This window comes from Psychroflexus maritimus, from assembly GCF_011089875.1.
Lineage (GTDB): Bacteria > Bacteroidota > Bacteroidia > Flavobacteriales > Flavobacteriaceae > Psychroflexus > Psychroflexus maritimus.
The window spans coordinates 19,543-34,368 of the sequence record NZ_JAANAS010000094.1; the positions used below are offsets into that span (position 1 = coordinate 19,543).

General features: G+C 33.7%; 16 protein-coding genes. 2 read left to right on the forward strand and 14 right to left on the reverse strand.

The genetic code is table 11. The features are described from left to right. Positions 1–40: 40 nt before the first annotated feature. A complete protein-coding gene (locus tag G7034_RS10430) occupies positions 41–949 on the reverse strand; it encodes a PorP/SprF family type IX secretion system membrane protein (protein ID WP_166400980.1) in 909 nt (302 codons plus the stop codon). A gap of 41 nt (positions 950–990) precedes the next feature. Then, positions 991–2,937 (reverse strand): choice-of-anchor L domain-containing protein, encoded by a 1,947-nt coding sequence (locus G7034_RS10435; protein ID WP_166400900.1) that lies wholly within the window; start codon positions 2,935–2,937, stop codon positions 991–993. 239 nt (positions 2,938–3,176) lie between these two features. Between G7034_RS10435 and G7034_RS10440 the strand changes: the two genes are divergently transcribed. Then, positions 3,177–3,605, forward strand: a complete 429-nt coding sequence (locus tag G7034_RS10440) for an FKBP-type peptidyl-prolyl cis-trans isomerase (protein WP_166400901.1) — start codon at positions 3,177–3,179, stop codon at positions 3,603–3,605. Between the two features lie 79 nt (positions 3,606–3,684). Here G7034_RS10440 and G7034_RS10445 read toward each other — a convergent pair whose 3' ends face one another. The 6 genes from G7034_RS10445 to ccoS form a co-directional block, all read right to left on the reverse strand. Next, positions 3,685–4,194 (reverse strand): fasciclin domain-containing protein, encoded by a 510-nt coding sequence (locus tag G7034_RS10445; protein WP_166400902.1) that lies wholly within the window; start codon positions 4,192–4,194, stop codon positions 3,685–3,687. Positions 4,195–4,338: 144 nt separating this feature from the next. Then, positions 4,339–5,757 (reverse strand): cytochrome c oxidase accessory protein CcoG, encoded by a 1,419-nt coding sequence (ccoG, locus tag G7034_RS10450; RefSeq protein WP_166400903.1) that lies wholly within the window; start codon positions 5,755–5,757, stop codon positions 4,339–4,341. Positions 5,758–5,829: 72 nt separating this feature from the next. Further along, entirely contained in the window at positions 5,830–6,714 is an 885-nt protein-coding gene (locus G7034_RS10455; protein ID WP_166400904.1) for a cbb3-type cytochrome c oxidase N-terminal domain-containing protein, read from the reverse strand. Further along, complete coding sequence (locus tag G7034_RS10460) at positions 6,711–6,902, reverse strand: CcoQ/FixQ family Cbb3-type cytochrome c oxidase assembly chaperone (RefSeq protein ID WP_166400905.1); 192 nt, start codon at positions 6,900–6,902, stop codon at positions 6,711–6,713. Before G7034_RS10460 ends, G7034_RS10455 begins: the two co-directional genes overlap by 4 nt. 12 nt (positions 6,903–6,914) lie before the next feature. After that, complete coding sequence (gene ccoN, locus G7034_RS10465; RefSeq protein ID WP_166400906.1) at positions 6,915–9,113, reverse strand: cytochrome-c oxidase, cbb3-type subunit I; 2,199 nt, start codon at positions 9,111–9,113, stop codon at positions 6,915–6,917. A 5-nt stretch (positions 9,114–9,118) separates the two neighbouring features. Then, on the reverse strand, positions 9,119–9,307 hold the full coding sequence (gene ccoS / locus G7034_RS10470; protein ID WP_166400907.1) for a cbb3-type cytochrome oxidase assembly protein CcoS: 189 nt from the start codon (positions 9,305–9,307) through the stop codon (positions 9,119–9,121). A gap of 163 nt (positions 9,308–9,470) precedes the next feature. Here ccoS and G7034_RS10475 point away from each other — a divergent pair, with 163 nt between their 5' ends. Then, on the forward strand, positions 9,471–11,120 hold the full coding sequence (locus tag G7034_RS10475; protein ID WP_166400908.1) for a M1 family metallopeptidase: 1,650 nt from the start codon (positions 9,471–9,473) through the stop codon (positions 11,118–11,120). A 5-nt stretch (positions 11,121–11,125) separates the two neighbouring features. Here the strand turns inward: G7034_RS10475 and G7034_RS10480 are convergent, their stop codons facing one another. From G7034_RS10480 to G7034_RS10505, 6 genes are read right to left on the reverse strand one after another with little or no spacing between them, the layout of a single operon-like run. Continuing rightward, a complete protein-coding gene (locus tag G7034_RS10480) occupies positions 11,126–12,349 on the reverse strand; it encodes a 3-phosphoshikimate 1-carboxyvinyltransferase (protein WP_166400909.1) in 1,224 nt (407 codons plus the stop codon). After that, positions 12,346–12,597 (reverse strand): hypothetical protein, encoded by a 252-nt coding sequence (locus tag G7034_RS10485; RefSeq protein ID WP_166400910.1) that lies wholly within the window; start codon positions 12,595–12,597, stop codon positions 12,346–12,348. Before G7034_RS10485 ends, G7034_RS10480 begins: the two co-directional genes overlap by 4 nt. Next, positions 12,598–12,924, reverse strand: a complete 327-nt coding sequence (locus tag G7034_RS10490; protein ID WP_166400911.1) for a nucleotide pyrophosphohydrolase — start codon at positions 12,922–12,924, stop codon at positions 12,598–12,600. A gap of 49 nt (positions 12,925–12,973) precedes the next feature. After that, positions 12,974–13,204: a DUF6095 family protein gene (locus G7034_RS10495; RefSeq protein WP_166400912.1), complete on the reverse strand. Its 231-nt coding sequence runs from the start codon at positions 13,202–13,204 to the stop codon at positions 12,974–12,976. After that, positions 13,197–14,006 (reverse strand): N-acetylmuramic acid 6-phosphate etherase, encoded by an 810-nt coding sequence (gene murQ / locus G7034_RS10500; RefSeq protein WP_166400913.1) that lies wholly within the window; start codon positions 14,004–14,006, stop codon positions 13,197–13,199. Before murQ ends, G7034_RS10495 begins: the two co-directional genes overlap by 8 nt. Continuing rightward, positions 13,999–14,826: a DUF4249 domain-containing protein gene (locus tag G7034_RS10505; RefSeq protein WP_166400914.1), complete on the reverse strand. Its 828-nt coding sequence runs from the start codon at positions 14,824–14,826 to the stop codon at positions 13,999–14,001. Before G7034_RS10505 ends, murQ begins: the two co-directional genes overlap by 8 nt.

Genomic DNA, 14,826 nt, shown 5'->3' on the forward strand with positions numbered 1-14,826 from the left:
GAAGTAAAATTAAGACCAATATGTTGAAACTTTTTTTCATTTAAAAAAACCGGGGTGATATAATTTTTCCTTCTTTATTTAATAATTCAAATCTAATAAAAAGTTCATGACTTCCTGAGTTATACTTTTTTAATGGCGTAGTTTCGATGTCGTAAGCATAACCAACAAAAAAACGATCATTAATCTGCCAGCCAGCTAAAGCTGAAAAAGCAGCACTCCAACGGTAGGCGGTTCCTAGAACAAACTCATCAAACAATCTAAAATTAGCTGAAACATCTACTTGTATTGGCGCTCCTTCTTGAATTTTTGTCATTATAGCAGGTTTAAAATCTAGCGCAGGAGACAACTCAAAAACATAACCTCCAATGGCGTAGAAAGTCATTCGTTCTGGCCGCACAGCTAGCGATTCGTCATTGCTTAAAAGTTGACGGTCAAAAAACATAGGAACCGATAGACCAATGTAAGCTTTTTCTGAATGCAAATATAAACCTGCACCAAGATTAGCACTAAACTCACTATTTACAGGCTGCAATAATGGATCGGCAGGGATTTCAGGATTTAACCTACCGGGACTTAAGCTGAATAATTGAGCGGTAGTCTTTACCCCCATAGAAAGCTGATAATCTTGGTTTAACTGAAGTGAATATGACAAATCTACTGAAATTAAATTTTCATCTATAGGGCCAATTCTATCATTTACTACACTCAACCCAAGACCTAATTTTGACTCCTTTAAAGGTGTATGAATTGCAAAATTATTAGTTACCGGAGCATTACTCATTCCCACCCATTGATTTCGATGTAAAGCAAAAGCACTTAACATTCCACGAGAACCAGCATAAGCTGGATTTATACTCATGGTATTGTACATGTATTGCGTATATTGTGGCTGTTGTTGTGCCGATAACTTTAAATTGAAACCAAACAACAGTAAAACTAAACACAAAATTTGTGTTGATTTAAAATTCTTTATATACGGTATAACTTCAATCAATTTCCTGTGTTAATGTACAAGTCGCCTTGTTTTTTTTGTTTTGCACCTTCTCTATCCAAATATTCTAAAATATAAAAATAAACTCCTGAAGGTAACCTAGAGTCCTTTCCAATAGTTGCTCGCCCGGTTGATTTTCCATCAAAAACTACCTGTTGATTATCGTAGTTTTTTTCATCATAAATCTTCACTCCATAACGGTTAAAAATCTGCAATCTATTTTCTGGAAAACACTCAATTCCTTGTATTTTAAAAACATCGTTTATTCCATCATTATTAGGAGTAATGGCGTTAAACACTTCTAAATTACACTCAGAAAACTCAACGCGTGTGGGTCGGTCATCAAAAAAATTATCAAAATCCGAAGCATCGCTTACTTGAATATCTAGGGGTGAAAAAGCAAAAATTTGTGCTTGATTAATTACTTCACCACGGTCTAGGTCAATTTGTTGAATGGGGTAATTAGCAAAAAAAGAAGCGGTATCAGTTTGCCCAACTTGAAGAAAATCAATTTCACCATAAATTTCAATAAAGTCTAATTCATCGTTTAATTCTAAGTCGTATAAATCTACATTTCCAGTGTTTTTCACCTCAAAATCATAAACTAAAACTTCATTTAGTTCAGGAGCATAGGGAATATCAGGATTAACTCGAGCCGATTTTATAAGAGATATGGCTGGATTTTGGGGTAAAATAACAGCCGTACATTCGGGGCAACTTTGCAAATAAAACGGATTATTCTGTGGAATTGGCGTGGGATCAACTGAAAGCACATTTAAGCTTTGAGAAGATTCTGTAATTGCAGTGGCTTCAGCTTGATTATAAACAACTCCAGTATTAATATCTTCTTGAGTGATGGCATAAAAAGCTTCAACCGTAAGCGATTCGCCAGACAACAAGCTAGTATTTTCAAGAGGTGGTATTTGTAATTCTTCAGGAAAGCTAAAATCATCAATTTCAATAGAAGTAAGAAGCTGTTCTCCTAAATTACTCAAAACAAATTCAAATTTAAGTAAATCACCTGGAGTTAGGTATTCTTCATTTTGCATTTCAAAGATTTCACCATCTTTTGAAAAACTTAAATCAGCTTCCCCAAAGTCGGTAATTAAAGGGTCAAAGATAACACCAGAATCATACGCGGCATCAGCTACATCGGCAATGGCTATTTTAATAGTATAAGTTTCTCCAAACTGAAGACCTGAAATTTGCGATTCTATAATTTCAGTAATTCCATTGTATTCTGCATGAACAGGAAATGGTCCAGGTTGCGGATTGGTATTTGAGGAGCCATCATTTACATGGCCATTATTGATGTACAGGTTGGTTTGCGACAAATCTGCTGGAGAGCCATCGCTATTTGAACCTAAAACACCACCGTTCACAAAATTGACTGCCGTAGGATTACCCGAAGTTGGAATGGTAGCTACATTTGTTGCATCCTCAAAACCAGGGCCAGAAACAAAAATTGCAAAGACGTCATTAAATTGACTTCCTACCCAATTGGGATATTCTTCTGAACCAAATTGGTAGCGAAATTTAATCTGATTAACTGTTGGACTTTGAATTTCAACATCAAATTGATAAATTACCACATCAAAAACAGCTAACGAATCAATGTTTCTTAAATCGTCATCTAAGTAAGGTGTATGTATATTGCTTGTAACTGCTTGCGAATTATTATTACTAAGATCAAATTCAATATTCCCTGTAGAAAAAGCAATTCCTTGATCAATTGAAAGGTTGGCACCATTTACTCCATCGCTAATTAGAGCTAACTGTTCATCGCGGTTTCCACTAATTAAAACAGAGTTAGAAATTTGTATTCCTTCAGTTTGAAAAAAATTATCAATTGCTTCATTTGTTGGGCCTAATTCAAAAGTTGATTGAGCCTGCAGCTCTAGAGCAAGACAAAGAAGTGTTATGAAAAAGAAAGTAATTTTATTCATACTATTCAAAATTCAATACAAACATAATTAAATCACAAAAGTATTTCGGTAAAAGCTTGATGTTTTTTTAAGTATAATAATTAAATCTTGAGAAAATACGAAAAAAGCAATAGGTTTTGTTAAGTTTTCTTAAAGGATTTCAATAAAATAAATAATAGCTTGGTTTTCAATATTTAAACTGTAGTTTTGCAAGGAATTTCAGTAATAACTGAATATTTTAAACATTGAAAAATTAATTTATGAGTCAAGTTAAAGAAAAAGACACAGTTAAAGTACATTACACGGGAAAACTTTCAGACGGGCAAGTTTTTGATAGTTCACTTGAGCGTGAGCCATTAGAATTTACCTTAGGTGAAGGAATGTTAATTCCAGGCTTTGAAAAAGCGGTTATCGACATGAAAGTTAGCGAAAAAAAGACGGTAAGCATTCCTAAAGATGAAGCTTATGGAGAAAAATTAGATGATTTATTTCAAAAAGTTGATAAAGCTCAATTACCTGAAGAAATTAAGCCGGAAGTTGGAATGGGCTTAGTTTCTAAAAACCCTGATGGTTCTGAAAGACAATTGAGAGTGGCAGCAGTAAACGATGACCATATTATTGTTGATGCCAATCACCCATTAGCAGGACATGATTTAGTATTTGATTTAGAATTAGTTGAAATCAAGTAATTTTAATTACAAATCAATATAAAAAAATCCCGAGTAATAATTAGTTACTCGGGATTTTTTAATTCAATAAAACAAATTACTAAGGTAATAAGACCGTGTCTATAACATGTATAACACCATTAGTTGCGTTTAAGTTGGCAGCTACTACAGTAGCCACATTTCCTTTTGCATCTGCTATCTTAACTAAATCTCCTTCTAAGGAAAAATTTAAAGATTCTCCACCAACAGTTTCAACAGAAGCAGAACCGCCCCCATCTTTAATGGCTTTAACAACATCTTTAGCATTTAGTTTTCCAGCAATAACATGGAAATTTAAAACCATTTGAAGCTTATATTTGTTATCGGGCTTTAAAAGGTAATCAACTGTACCCGCTGGTAAAGCTTCAAAAGCAGCATTTGTTGGAGCAAATACCGTAAAAGGCCCTTCAGCTTGAAGTGTTTCAACTAAATCACCAGCTTTTACAGCGGTAACTAAAGTAGTATGGTCTTCAGAAGCCATTACTGTTTCAACAATATTTTTGTTTTGGCTGAAACCAAAACTAACTACTAATACAATTAGCAAACTTGATAGTACATTTTTAATCATCATAACTTTTTTATTTTCAAACAAAGATTGGACTATTTCTCAAAGACACTAAGTGAATTGATAAAGAATTAACTATTTTAACCTAGAGTAAATAATTGTTTTACTTAAAATCTACAATTTCACAAAAGTAAGTTTGAATAAAAAGCATTAATTAAAGCTCCTAGGTCCCATAAAATTAGCTGTAGTTGTTTCAATTAATTCATCTCTATTATATATTCCTATTTTAAGCTTTGTTTTATTTCCCTCTAACTCATGAGGGTGAACATTAATAAACAAACTACCTTCGCTCATGCCCTGCTCTGGAACACTTTCATAATCATTTTTAACTAATTTCACTTCTCCAGTATGAGAAATTAATCGAAAATTTAAAGAGTCTATTTGACGTGTTGTTTTATTAACCAATTTATAGGTATATACATTCCTTAACGCGCCGTCATTCATAGTTTCGTATAAATTACCAGGAAGTCTTAAAATTCTAGCTTCAACATCACTTCTAATGAACAACAAGCCCACCAATATCCCTGTTAAGATAGTTAATACAGCAGCATAAGCCTTCATTCTTGCGGTTAGCTGGAACTTTTTACCCTTACTAATGTTATCTTCAGAAGCATACCTAATTAAGCCTTTAGGTTTATTGATACTTTCCATTATGTGGTCACATTCATCAATACAAGCAGTGCAATTTACACATTCTAATTGTGTTCCATTACGAATATCAATACCCGTTGGACAAACATGAACACATTGAAAACAATCAATACAATCTCCATGGCCTAAGGCTTCACGGTCTTCATTTTTTCTAAATTTCTTTCTTCCATTTTCTGCTTCACCCCTAACGTGGTCATAAGCTACAACAACCGATTTTTCGTCAAGTAAAACACTTTGCATTCTTCCGTAAGGACAAGCTATAATACAAACTTGCTCTCTAAACCAAGCAAAAACAAAATAAAAAACACCTGTGAAAATTACCAGCGGAATAAACGTACCTAAATTCTCTGAAGGCTTGGAAGTAATGTTTTCTATAAGTCGATCACTACCAATTAAGTAAGCTAAAAAAACATTTGAAATAATAAATGAAATTAAAGCAAAAATAAACCACTTAATACTTCTTTTAGTGATTTTTTCTTTATTCCATTCCATTTTATCCAACTTGCGTTGTTTATTTCTATCCCCTTCAATAGCATATTCAATTCTTCTAAATACCATTTCCATAAAGATAGTTTGCGGACAAATCCATCCACAAAATATCCTTCCAAAAGCAACTGTAAAAAGAGCTATAAAAACCACTAAGATAATCATGGAAATAACAAACAAGTAAAAGTCTTGTGGCCAAAATGGAAATCCAAATATATTGAACCTACGCTCTAAGACGTTGAACATCAAAAACTGATTTCCATTAATTTTAATAAATGGCGATAAGAGTAAGAAAGTTAATAAAAAATAGCTAACCCATTTCCTATAATCATAGAATTTACCAGAAGGTTTTTTAGGGTAAACCCAAGCGCGTTTACCATCGTCATCCATGGTTCCTATGCGGTCTCTAAAATTATCTTGATCTTGTTGCATGATTGTTATTATTGAAAAGGCTATGACTAAGAGCAAATCTCATTCCGTCACAGCCTTTATTTATTGAATCATTTATTTTTCTTCTTCCCAAACATCACCCTGAGGAGCTTTTCCATCGGTAGGTTCATTTTCTTGCAGAGTAAGTGCGTAAGAAGCTACTTGTTGCATTTCTTTTGCAGATAAATCAGATTTCCAAGCTACCATTCCTTTGCCAGGTCTTCCTCCTTCACTAATGGTTTTAAAAACATTTTTAATGCCACCGCCTAAAATCCAATACTCATCAGTAAGGTTAGGCCCTATTCCTCCACCACCGTCAGCTCTGTGACATGCTACACAGTTAGCGGTATAGATTTTTTCTCCTTTTTTTAAATCGGAAGCCTCTTCTAAAAATGTTACATTATCTACATTAATAATATCTTCAGCGGTTGCTAAGTAAGCTTCAATTTCTTCTTGAGCCGAAGCTACTTCACGTTCGTATTCTTCAGCTTGAGTGTAATCTCCAACAACATGGAATCTTACTAAATAAATTATTCCAAATACAATGGTAGCGTAAAATCCATATAGCCACCAGGGCGGAAGTCTATTATCTAATTCTTTAATTCCATCGTAATCATGGTCTAAAATAATTTCATGTTCTTCTTCAATTTCTTTAGACTTAGTCATACTTTGCATCAGGCTGTTCCAACGTTTCTCTAGGTTTGAAACTCGGTTTGTTTCAGCCTGGTGATAACGCTTTTTGCCATCCTCTGAAAGAGATTGATAAAGAACATTTTTTAAGGAGGCAATAGAAGCTTCAACAGCTATGGCAAAAATTAATACAATACCAACAAACACTCCTGCAAAAGGATATTCTAAAACAGCCCATTGCCCAGGTTCTGTTTCCATTAAGTATTCTGTACCTGCTAGAGCAATTGCCACAAGAACTATAACTCTTAAATATGATGAAAATGTTTTCATTGTTCTTTGTTGTTTAAAGGTTCTTCATCGGTTAAAGGTATCTCACTTACCTGTTCTATGTATTCTTTTTTTGCGGTTAAAACCCACCAAAACAGAATAACAAAAAAGCTAAAGAAGATGAGCAAGGAGAAGATGGGATATATTTCAATCCCTTCTATTCCTTCTAAATATTGTTTTGCAAATTTCATTGTGCTTTGATTTTAGTTAGAAGCTTGACTTGCTTCCGGTTCAACTATTTTAATATCTGTACCTAATCGTTGAAGGTAAGCAATAAGTGCTGTGATTTCGCGATTTTTCATTTCTACAAACTCAAGTCCGTTTTCTTCTGCGTATTTCTTATCTGCTTCATAAGACTTCACAAAATCTGGGTCATTGTACAAGTTTTGTTCAATTTGAGTTCCTTGTTCAAGCATGTTTTTCTGAACGTTTTCAATATCTTCATCAGAATAAGGAACGCCTAACTTAACCATTGTTTTTAATTTATCTTCGGTATTAGACTTATCTAATTCATTAGCAATAAGCCATTGATAAGCAGGCATAATAGAACCAGAACTCGTACTTTGCGGATCATACATATGGTTAAAGTGCCAGTTATCTGAGTACTTTCCGCCTATTCTTAATAAATCTGGACCTGTTCGTTTACTTCCCCACAAGAAAGGACGGTCATATACATATTCACCACCTTTAGCATATTCACCATAACGTTCAACTTCAGAACGAAATGGTCTAATCATTTGTGAATGGCATCCCACACATCCTTCTCTAATGTAAATATCTCTTCCTTCTAACTCTAAGGGAGTATAAGGCTTGACACTTGAAATTGTAGGAACATTAGATTTCACAAGTAAGGTGGGTATAATCTGGACAATTCCACCAATTAAAATAGCGATGGTTGCCAAAATTGTTAGTTGAACAGGTTTTCTTTCTAACCAAGAATGAAAAGCTTCGCCAGCAATTCTTCCGCTTTTAATTCTTTTTAGTGGAGCTGCTTCTGCCAGTTCGTCTTCAACGCTAGATCCTGCTTTAATGGTCATAACTACGTTGTACAGCAACATAAACATTCCGAAGATATACAATGAACCACCAATAGCTCTCATCCAATACATGGGCATAATTTCTGAAACGGTTTCTAAAAAGTTACCGTAAACCAAAGTTCCATCAGGATTAAAATCTTTCCACATTAAAGCCTGAACAAACCCAGCTACATACATAGGAAGTGCATAAAGAACGATACCTAAAGTACCTATCCAGAAGTGAGCGTTAGCCAATGAAACTGAATGAAGTTTGGTTTTAAACAACTTTGGAATTAAGAAGTAAATCATACCAAAGGTTAAGAACCCATTCCAAGCTAAAGCACCAACGTGGACGTGCGCTATAATCCAATCAGTAAAATGCGCAATAGCATTTACATTTTTAAGCGAAAGCATTGGTCCTTCAAAAGTAGCCATACCATAGCCGGTAATAGCAACAACCATAAATTTAAGTACGGGACTAGTTCTTACTTTATCCCAGGCTCCACGAAGTGTTAGGAGTCCGTTAATCATTCCACCCCAAGAAGGCATTATTAGCATAACTGAGAATGTTACCCCTAAATTCTGTGCCCAATCTGGTAAAGCAGAATAGAGTAAATGGTGAGGACCTGCCCAGATGTAAATAAAAATTAAAGACCAAAAGTGAATAATTGATAGTTTATAAGAGTAAACTGGCCGATTGGCTGCTTTTGGAACAAAATAATACATTAAACCTAAAAACGGAGTAGTTAAGAAAAAGGCTACTGCATTATGACCATACCACCATTGTACTAAAGCGTCTTGAACTCCTGCGTATGCAGAATACGATTTTAAAGCGGTAACAGGTAATGCCAACGAATTAAAAATATGTAACACTGCTACCGTAACAAAAGTGGCTAAATAAAACCAAATAGCTACATATAAGTGGCGTTGTCTTCGTTTAAGGATTGTTCCTATTAAGTTCCAACCAAATGCTACCCAAACTACAGCAATAGCAATATCAATAGGCCATTCTAGCTCAGCGTATTCTTTAGAACTTGTAAACCCTAAAGGTAAGGTAATTGCAGCAGCAACAATAATTAACTGCCATCCCCAAAAGTTTAAGTTACTTAGTGCATCGCTAAACATTCTTGCTTTAAGTAAACGCTGCGAGGAGTAGTAAACTCCAGCAAAAATGGCATTTCCTACAAAGGCAAAAATAACCGCGTTAGTATGCAAGGGCCTTAAGCGTCCAAAGCTTAACCAAGAAATCCCATCAGTTACCTGTGGGAAAATAAACATAAAGGCTAAAAGCAGCCCGACAGACATTCCAACAACCCCCCAAAATATAGTGGCGTAGAGGAATTTTTTTACGATTTTATTGTCGTAATGAAATTGTTGTACTTCCATAGAAATTACTTGTTTTGATCGTTTGTTTTTGAATTTTCTGAATCCGATTTCACCAACTCATCATCAAAAAGCATTCTCACTGAAGGTGTATAACTATCATCATACTGCCCATTTCTTACAGATACTATAAATACCACCAAAAAAATTAGCGCTACAATAATACTTATTGCTAAAAGTCCGTAAATCACATTCATGAATTCTATTTTGAACAAATGTAAATGAGAAGGAAAGTTTAAAAAATGACCTAAATCATATTTGTGAATATATGTTAAAATAAAAGTTTAAATTTCATAATTGGTAATTAAACACTTACTTGCATTTGTTTAACTATTGAAACAATAATTATATTTACTTTTTATGAAACCTCTTGTAATCCTAAGTCTTTTACTCAGCTTTTCACTTCAAGCCCAATTACTCAAAGACAATTCAAATTTCAAAGAAAAAGACAGCTTAAGAGGTGGGTTACGGTTTGAAAGAACTTGCTTTGACGTTTTGCATTACAACTTAGACATCAAAATTGATCCAGACCAAAAATATATTTCAGGAAGTAATACCATTACTTTTAAAGTGATTAAACCTACTGCTAAAATTCAATTGGACCTTTACAAAAATATGCGCATAGATTCAATTGTTTACCAATCTAAAAAATTGAAGTACAAAAGACGATTTAATGCGGTTTTTGTTGAATTTCAGAAAGAATTCAACAAAGCCGACACGGCTAAAGTTGAAGTTTTTTACCAAGGACATCCTACAGAAGCCAAGCGCGCCCCTTGGGATGGGGGATTTGACTTCAGTAAAGATGAAGAAGGAAATCATTTTATTGGTGTAGCCGTTCAAGGTGATGGTGCTAGTTTATGGTATCCTAATAAAGACCATTTAAGCGATGAACCTGACTTGGGCGCAGCTATTAAAGTTAGTGTTCCTAACGGATTAATGAATGTTTCTAATGGAAGACTGATTGAAGAAATTCCTTTAGAAAATAACTATACAAAATGGCACTGGGAAGTTACAAAACCTATTAACAACTACAATATTACCATAAACATTGGAAAATATGTTAATTTTAAAGACCAATACAAAAACTTGGATTTAGATTATTATGTATTAGAAAATCATCTTGAAGTTGCCAAAATACATTTTGAACAAGTACACGAAATGATGGATTGCTTTTATGAAAAATTTGGCGATTATCCTTTTATTGAAGACAGCTTCAAACTTGTTGAAACTCCTTATTTAGGCATGGAGCACCAGAGTTGTGTAGCTTATGGAAATCAGTATAATTTTGGCTATATGGGGAATGATTTATCAGGAACAGGTAAAGGATTAGACTGGGATTTTATTATTATTCACGAATCTGCTCATGAATGGTTTGGGAATAGCGTTTCTGTAGCAGATATTGCCGATTTATGGGTGCATGAAGGTTTTACTACTTATGCTGAAGGTGTTTTTATTGAATGTAAAAACGGTTACGATGATGCTATGGAATACCTTTATGGAATCCGAAGAAATATAGAAAACAAACGCCCCTTAATTGGAGCCTACGGGGTAAATCATTCGGGACCTGGAGACGTTTATTATAAAGGAGCTAATATGATTAATACACTTCGTTCAATTGTTAACGATGATAAATTATGGTGGAAAACACTTAAAAATTTCGCTGAAAGTTTTAAACACCAAATCACTAACACTAATGAAGTAATTGACTTTTTTAATCGTGAATTGAAACAGGATTATTCTTCATTTTTTGACCAATACCTAAATTATAATGACATTCCTGTTTTACAAATTAGGAGAAAAGGAAAAAACAAAGTTCAAATGAAATGGAAAGCCCATGCCAAACAATTTGAAATGCCCATATTTGTAAGCTTTATTGAAGACAAAGAAGTTTATCAAATTAACTTAGATAGAAACTGGACAACTACACAATTAAAAATGAAAGATTTACAGAACTTGAGAATTGACAATTACACAAGTTATTTTACTATAGAGTACATCGATGAACAATAAAACATTTAAGCTAGCTCTTGAATACCAAACTTCTGCAAATCTCTCCAAAAGTTAGGATAAGACTTTTCTACAACTTCAGGTGCTTCTATTTTAACTGAAGTTTTAAATGCTACCAAAGCAAAGGCCATAGCCATTCTATGGTCCTGATAAGTCCTAATAAGTTGATTAGGTTGTAAGCTTGTAGGGCTTGTAAATTTTAAAGTATCAACTGTTGTTTTTACTTGAGCTCCTAGTTTTTCCATTTCAGACTTTAAAGCTTCAATGCGATCAGTTTCTTTAATTTTTAAAGTAGATAATCCTTTAATATCCATCTTTATTCCAAGTACTAAACCAAGCACTGCAAAGGTTTGAGCTAAATCTGGTGTTTGAATTAAATCAAGTTGTAGATGTTTAGGGAAGGCTACATTTTCTTTCTCAAGAATCAATTCATTTTCATAATATGAAGTAATGATGCCAAATTGTTTAAAAAATTTGACTACATAAGCATCACCTTGTTTTGAGTTTTGAAAGTACAAACTTAGCCTAAGTTTTTGCATTGAGCTCAATAAAAATGCGACATAAATATAAGAAGCCGAAGTCCAATCAGATTCAATGGTAATTTGTTTTGATGATACTGATTTAGATGAAAAAACACGAATCACTTGATTGTTGAATTTTACATCAAAACCAGCTTGCTTCATAAGTTGGCTAGTCATTGTTAGATAAGGAAATGATGTGATTTTACCAATTAAATTGATTTTTAATCCATTGTTTAATTTTGGAGCAATTAGCATTAAAGCTGTGATGTATTGACTGCTAACGGAAGCTTTCAAGTAAACTTCACCTTTAGTTATAACTGAAGGTTCAATCTTCAATGGAGGATAACCTTGGTTGTTTAAATAAGTTATTTTTGCACCAAGACTTTGCAGCGCATCTACTAAAACTTCAATAGGTCTTTGGTGCATTCTATTACTTCCTTGAAGTATAACCGGTGTTTTTGTGTTTAGGGCAAGATAAGCAGTTAAGAAGCGCATTGCTGTTCCCGCATGCCCTACATCTATTATTCTTTCTTTGCTTAAAAGCACCTCTTGTAAAACTAAAGTATCTCTAGAATTTGATAAATTCTGAAGACTTATTTCAGGGTATAAGCTTTGCAAAATAAGAAGTCGATTACTTTCACTTTTTGAACCAGAGATTTTAAGTGAATCTGAAGATTTTATTCGACTAGGAGCAAAACTTAATTGTATCATTTATTTTGTTTAATCTTCGATCTAAATTTAAAGAAAGTAACAATAAAGCCATAAACAAATCCACTTCCTATATTAGCCACAAAAAAACGCAACAAATTACTCCTTTGAAATCTCTTTTCGGCATATAAGCTTAGGTCAAAACTATACCCCATGCCAACATCAACAAGGTTGTAAATAACAATAAAAGCCAATGCTAAATAAAAAACTGATTTCCAAAATCCGGATGTATTTACAATTTTTGAAAACATTTATTTTAATTTTGGGTTATTTTGATGCCTGTTATGATCGCGTTTAGTTTTTAAGTCCAATTTTTTATTGAATGCTTCTTGAAGGTCAACCCCTGTTTGATTAGCTAAGCAAAGACAAACAAAAACAACATCGGCTAACTCTTCACCTAAATCTTTATTTTTATCAGATTCCTTTTCAGATTGTTCTCCGTATCTTCTGGCTATTATTCTTGCTACTTCGCCTACTTCTTCAGTAAGTTGAGCCATGTTAGTAAGTTCGTTAAAATACCTAACGCCATGATTTTTTATCCATTCATCAACGGCTTTCTGAGCATTTTCTATCTGCATAATTACAATTTTAAGTTACAAAGATAAGTTTAGTGAATAAAAATATAAGTTAATCGTCAAAAAAACCACTAACCACATTCTTGATTCCAAGAAAAATAAGCCAAATAGTAAAGAAAATTAAAATGAGTGCTACTATTAATACAGGAACAAATAGAGGTTTATCTTGGTTGTTAAAAGCACTAAACAGAATAGCAGGCGCAATAAAGATTAGCGGTAGAGAACCAGCTAAAATTCGTACACCTTTCATTAGTTTCTCTTTGTTTGTATGCTTTCTACCCATGTCCTAAAACATTTCGAACACTCTTGTGTGTGCGGAGTAAATTCGCTGCCTCCTCGTTAGAAATATTCTTTTCCTTTTGAATCATTTTAACGCCTCTTTGAAAAAGTTTTTCGTTATTTAATTGCATATCAACCATCTTATTTCCTTTTACTTTGCCTAACTGAATCATAAGCGTTGTTGAAATCTTATTCAAAATCATTTTCTGAGCTGTTCCTGCTTTCATTCTCGAACTTCCTGTTAAGAACTCTGGTCCTACAACAACCTCCACAGGATATTGAGCAGCTATAGCTAATGGGCTTTGAGGGTTACAAGTGATAGCGCCTGTTGTTATGTTATTTCTTCTAGCTTCATTAATTCCACCAAGAACATAAGGTGTTGTACCAGAAGCAGCAATTCCAATCAAACAATCATTTTCACCAATATTGTAAGTGCTTAAATCTTTCCAAGCTTGAGTGGTTGAATCTTCAGCATTTTCTACAGCATCTCTCAAAGCTACATCTCCTCCGGCTATTAGCCCTAAAACTTTATTTTTATCTACACCAAATGTTGGTGGACATTCGCTGGCATCAAGTACTCCTAGCCTTCCACTAGTACCCGCTCCAATATAGAAAAGCCTACCTCCCAATTTCATCTTGGGTAAGATAGCGTTTATTAATTGATTAATGCTTGGTAAAACTTGTTGAACAGCATTAGCTACCTTTTGGTCTTCTTGATTAATAGCGTATGTACATTTTTCAACACTCATTTTTTCTAAATCAGTGTAATTGGAATCACTTTCGGTAATTTTATTAAAATCAGTCATTTTCTGGTTCTATAGTTATACTAACTTCATCGTATTCAGAAATACTAAAATAGCCAAAAACAAAATCATCTGGATTAGATTCATTAATAATATTTCCACGAACTGTAGATGGCTGCGCTTGAAAAGGACCACCAGCAGCTCCTACTTGCGCCAACAAACGTTGTAAATAATTATAATAGCCTTCAGATATTTTGTGTAATTGGATGAGGACTGTTTCTCCTTCAACTAAGTCCTCATCACTAAAAGTCACCGAATTTGTATTCCCACTTATAAATTCGTCATCAAGTACGGTAAAGTTTGGAAAGGCTAAAAAATCAGTCAAAAATTTGAACAAATAAAAGTTATTTCCAGTTCCATCATCGGTAAAAAAAGCCCTTACTTGAAACTCATCATTACTAAATCCAGAACCAAATGATTGTTCTACTTCGTCAATTTCTATTCCCTCTTCAAGCCGCTCTTGTGCAGAAAAAAACTGATTATCAATTTCAATTTCAAGGAAATAATTAGTTTGTTGCTCAAGAAAAAGATTGAAACAAACGTACTCACCAGGATTTTCAATTTCTGTAAATTCAAACTCCTGTCCTTGTTCGTTAATAACTCTAACACTTGCACCTTCTAAAGGTTGGGGTTCATCTTCAAAAAAATCACGAGTTCTTGAAATAGTTATGGTTTGGTTTTGAACACCTTGGTCTATAGGCTGAACTAAAGTTGCATCAATAACTATTCTTGGAGTAGCTTCTTCTAAGTCAACTTCAACAGGATCTAAACATGAATTTAGACTTAAAATTAATAGGAGTATAAAAAATACATTTGTTTTCAT

Bases quoted from the DNA above. Each gene is read 5' to 3' on its own strand.
- G7034_RS10435 (WP_166400900.1), bottom strand. From the start codon at position 2,937: ATGAATAAAATTACTTTCTTTTTCATAACACTTCTTTGTCTTGCTCTA.
- G7034_RS10440 (WP_166400901.1), top strand. From the start codon at position 3,177: ATGAGTCAAGTTAAAGAAAAAGACACAGTTAAAGTACATTACACGGGA.
- G7034_RS10445 (WP_166400902.1), bottom strand. From the start codon at position 4,194: ATGATGATTAAAAATGTACTATCAAGTTTGCTAATTGTATTAGTAGTT.
- ccoG (WP_166400903.1), bottom strand. From the start codon at position 5,757: ATGCAACAAGATCAAGATAATTTTAGAGACCGCATAGGAACCATGGAT.
- G7034_RS10455 (WP_166400904.1), bottom strand. From the start codon at position 6,714: ATGAAAACATTTTCATCATATTTAAGAGTTATAGTTCTTGTGGCAATT.
- G7034_RS10460 (WP_166400905.1), bottom strand. From the start codon at position 6,902: ATGAAATTTGCAAAACAATATTTAGAAGGAATAGAAGGGATTGAAATA.
- ccoN (WP_166400906.1), bottom strand. From the start codon at position 9,113: ATGGAAGTACAACAATTTCATTACGACAATAAAATCGTAAAAAAATTC.
- ccoS (WP_166400907.1), bottom strand. From the start codon at position 9,307: ATGAATGTGATTTACGGACTTTTAGCAATAAGTATTATTGTAGCGCTA.
- G7034_RS10475 (WP_166400908.1), top strand. From the start codon at position 9,471: ATGAAACCTCTTGTAATCCTAAGTCTTTTACTCAGCTTTTCACTTCAA.
- G7034_RS10480 (WP_166400909.1), bottom strand. From the start codon at position 12,349: ATGATACAATTAAGTTTTGCTCCTAGTCGAATAAAATCTTCAGATTCA.
- G7034_RS10485 (WP_166400910.1), bottom strand. From the start codon at position 12,597: ATGTTTTCAAAAATTGTAAATACATCCGGATTTTGGAAATCAGTTTTT.
- G7034_RS10490 (WP_166400911.1), bottom strand. From the start codon at position 12,924: ATGCAGATAGAAAATGCTCAGAAAGCCGTTGATGAATGGATAAAAAAT.
- G7034_RS10495 (WP_166400912.1), bottom strand. From the start codon at position 13,204: ATGGGTAGAAAGCATACAAACAAAGAGAAACTAATGAAAGGTGTACGA.
- murQ (WP_166400913.1), bottom strand. From the start codon at position 14,006: ATGACTGATTTTAATAAAATTACCGAAAGTGATTCCAATTACACTGAT.
- G7034_RS10505 (WP_166400914.1), bottom strand. From the start codon at position 14,826: ATGAAAACAAATGTATTTTTTATACTCCTATTAATTTTAAGTCTAAAT.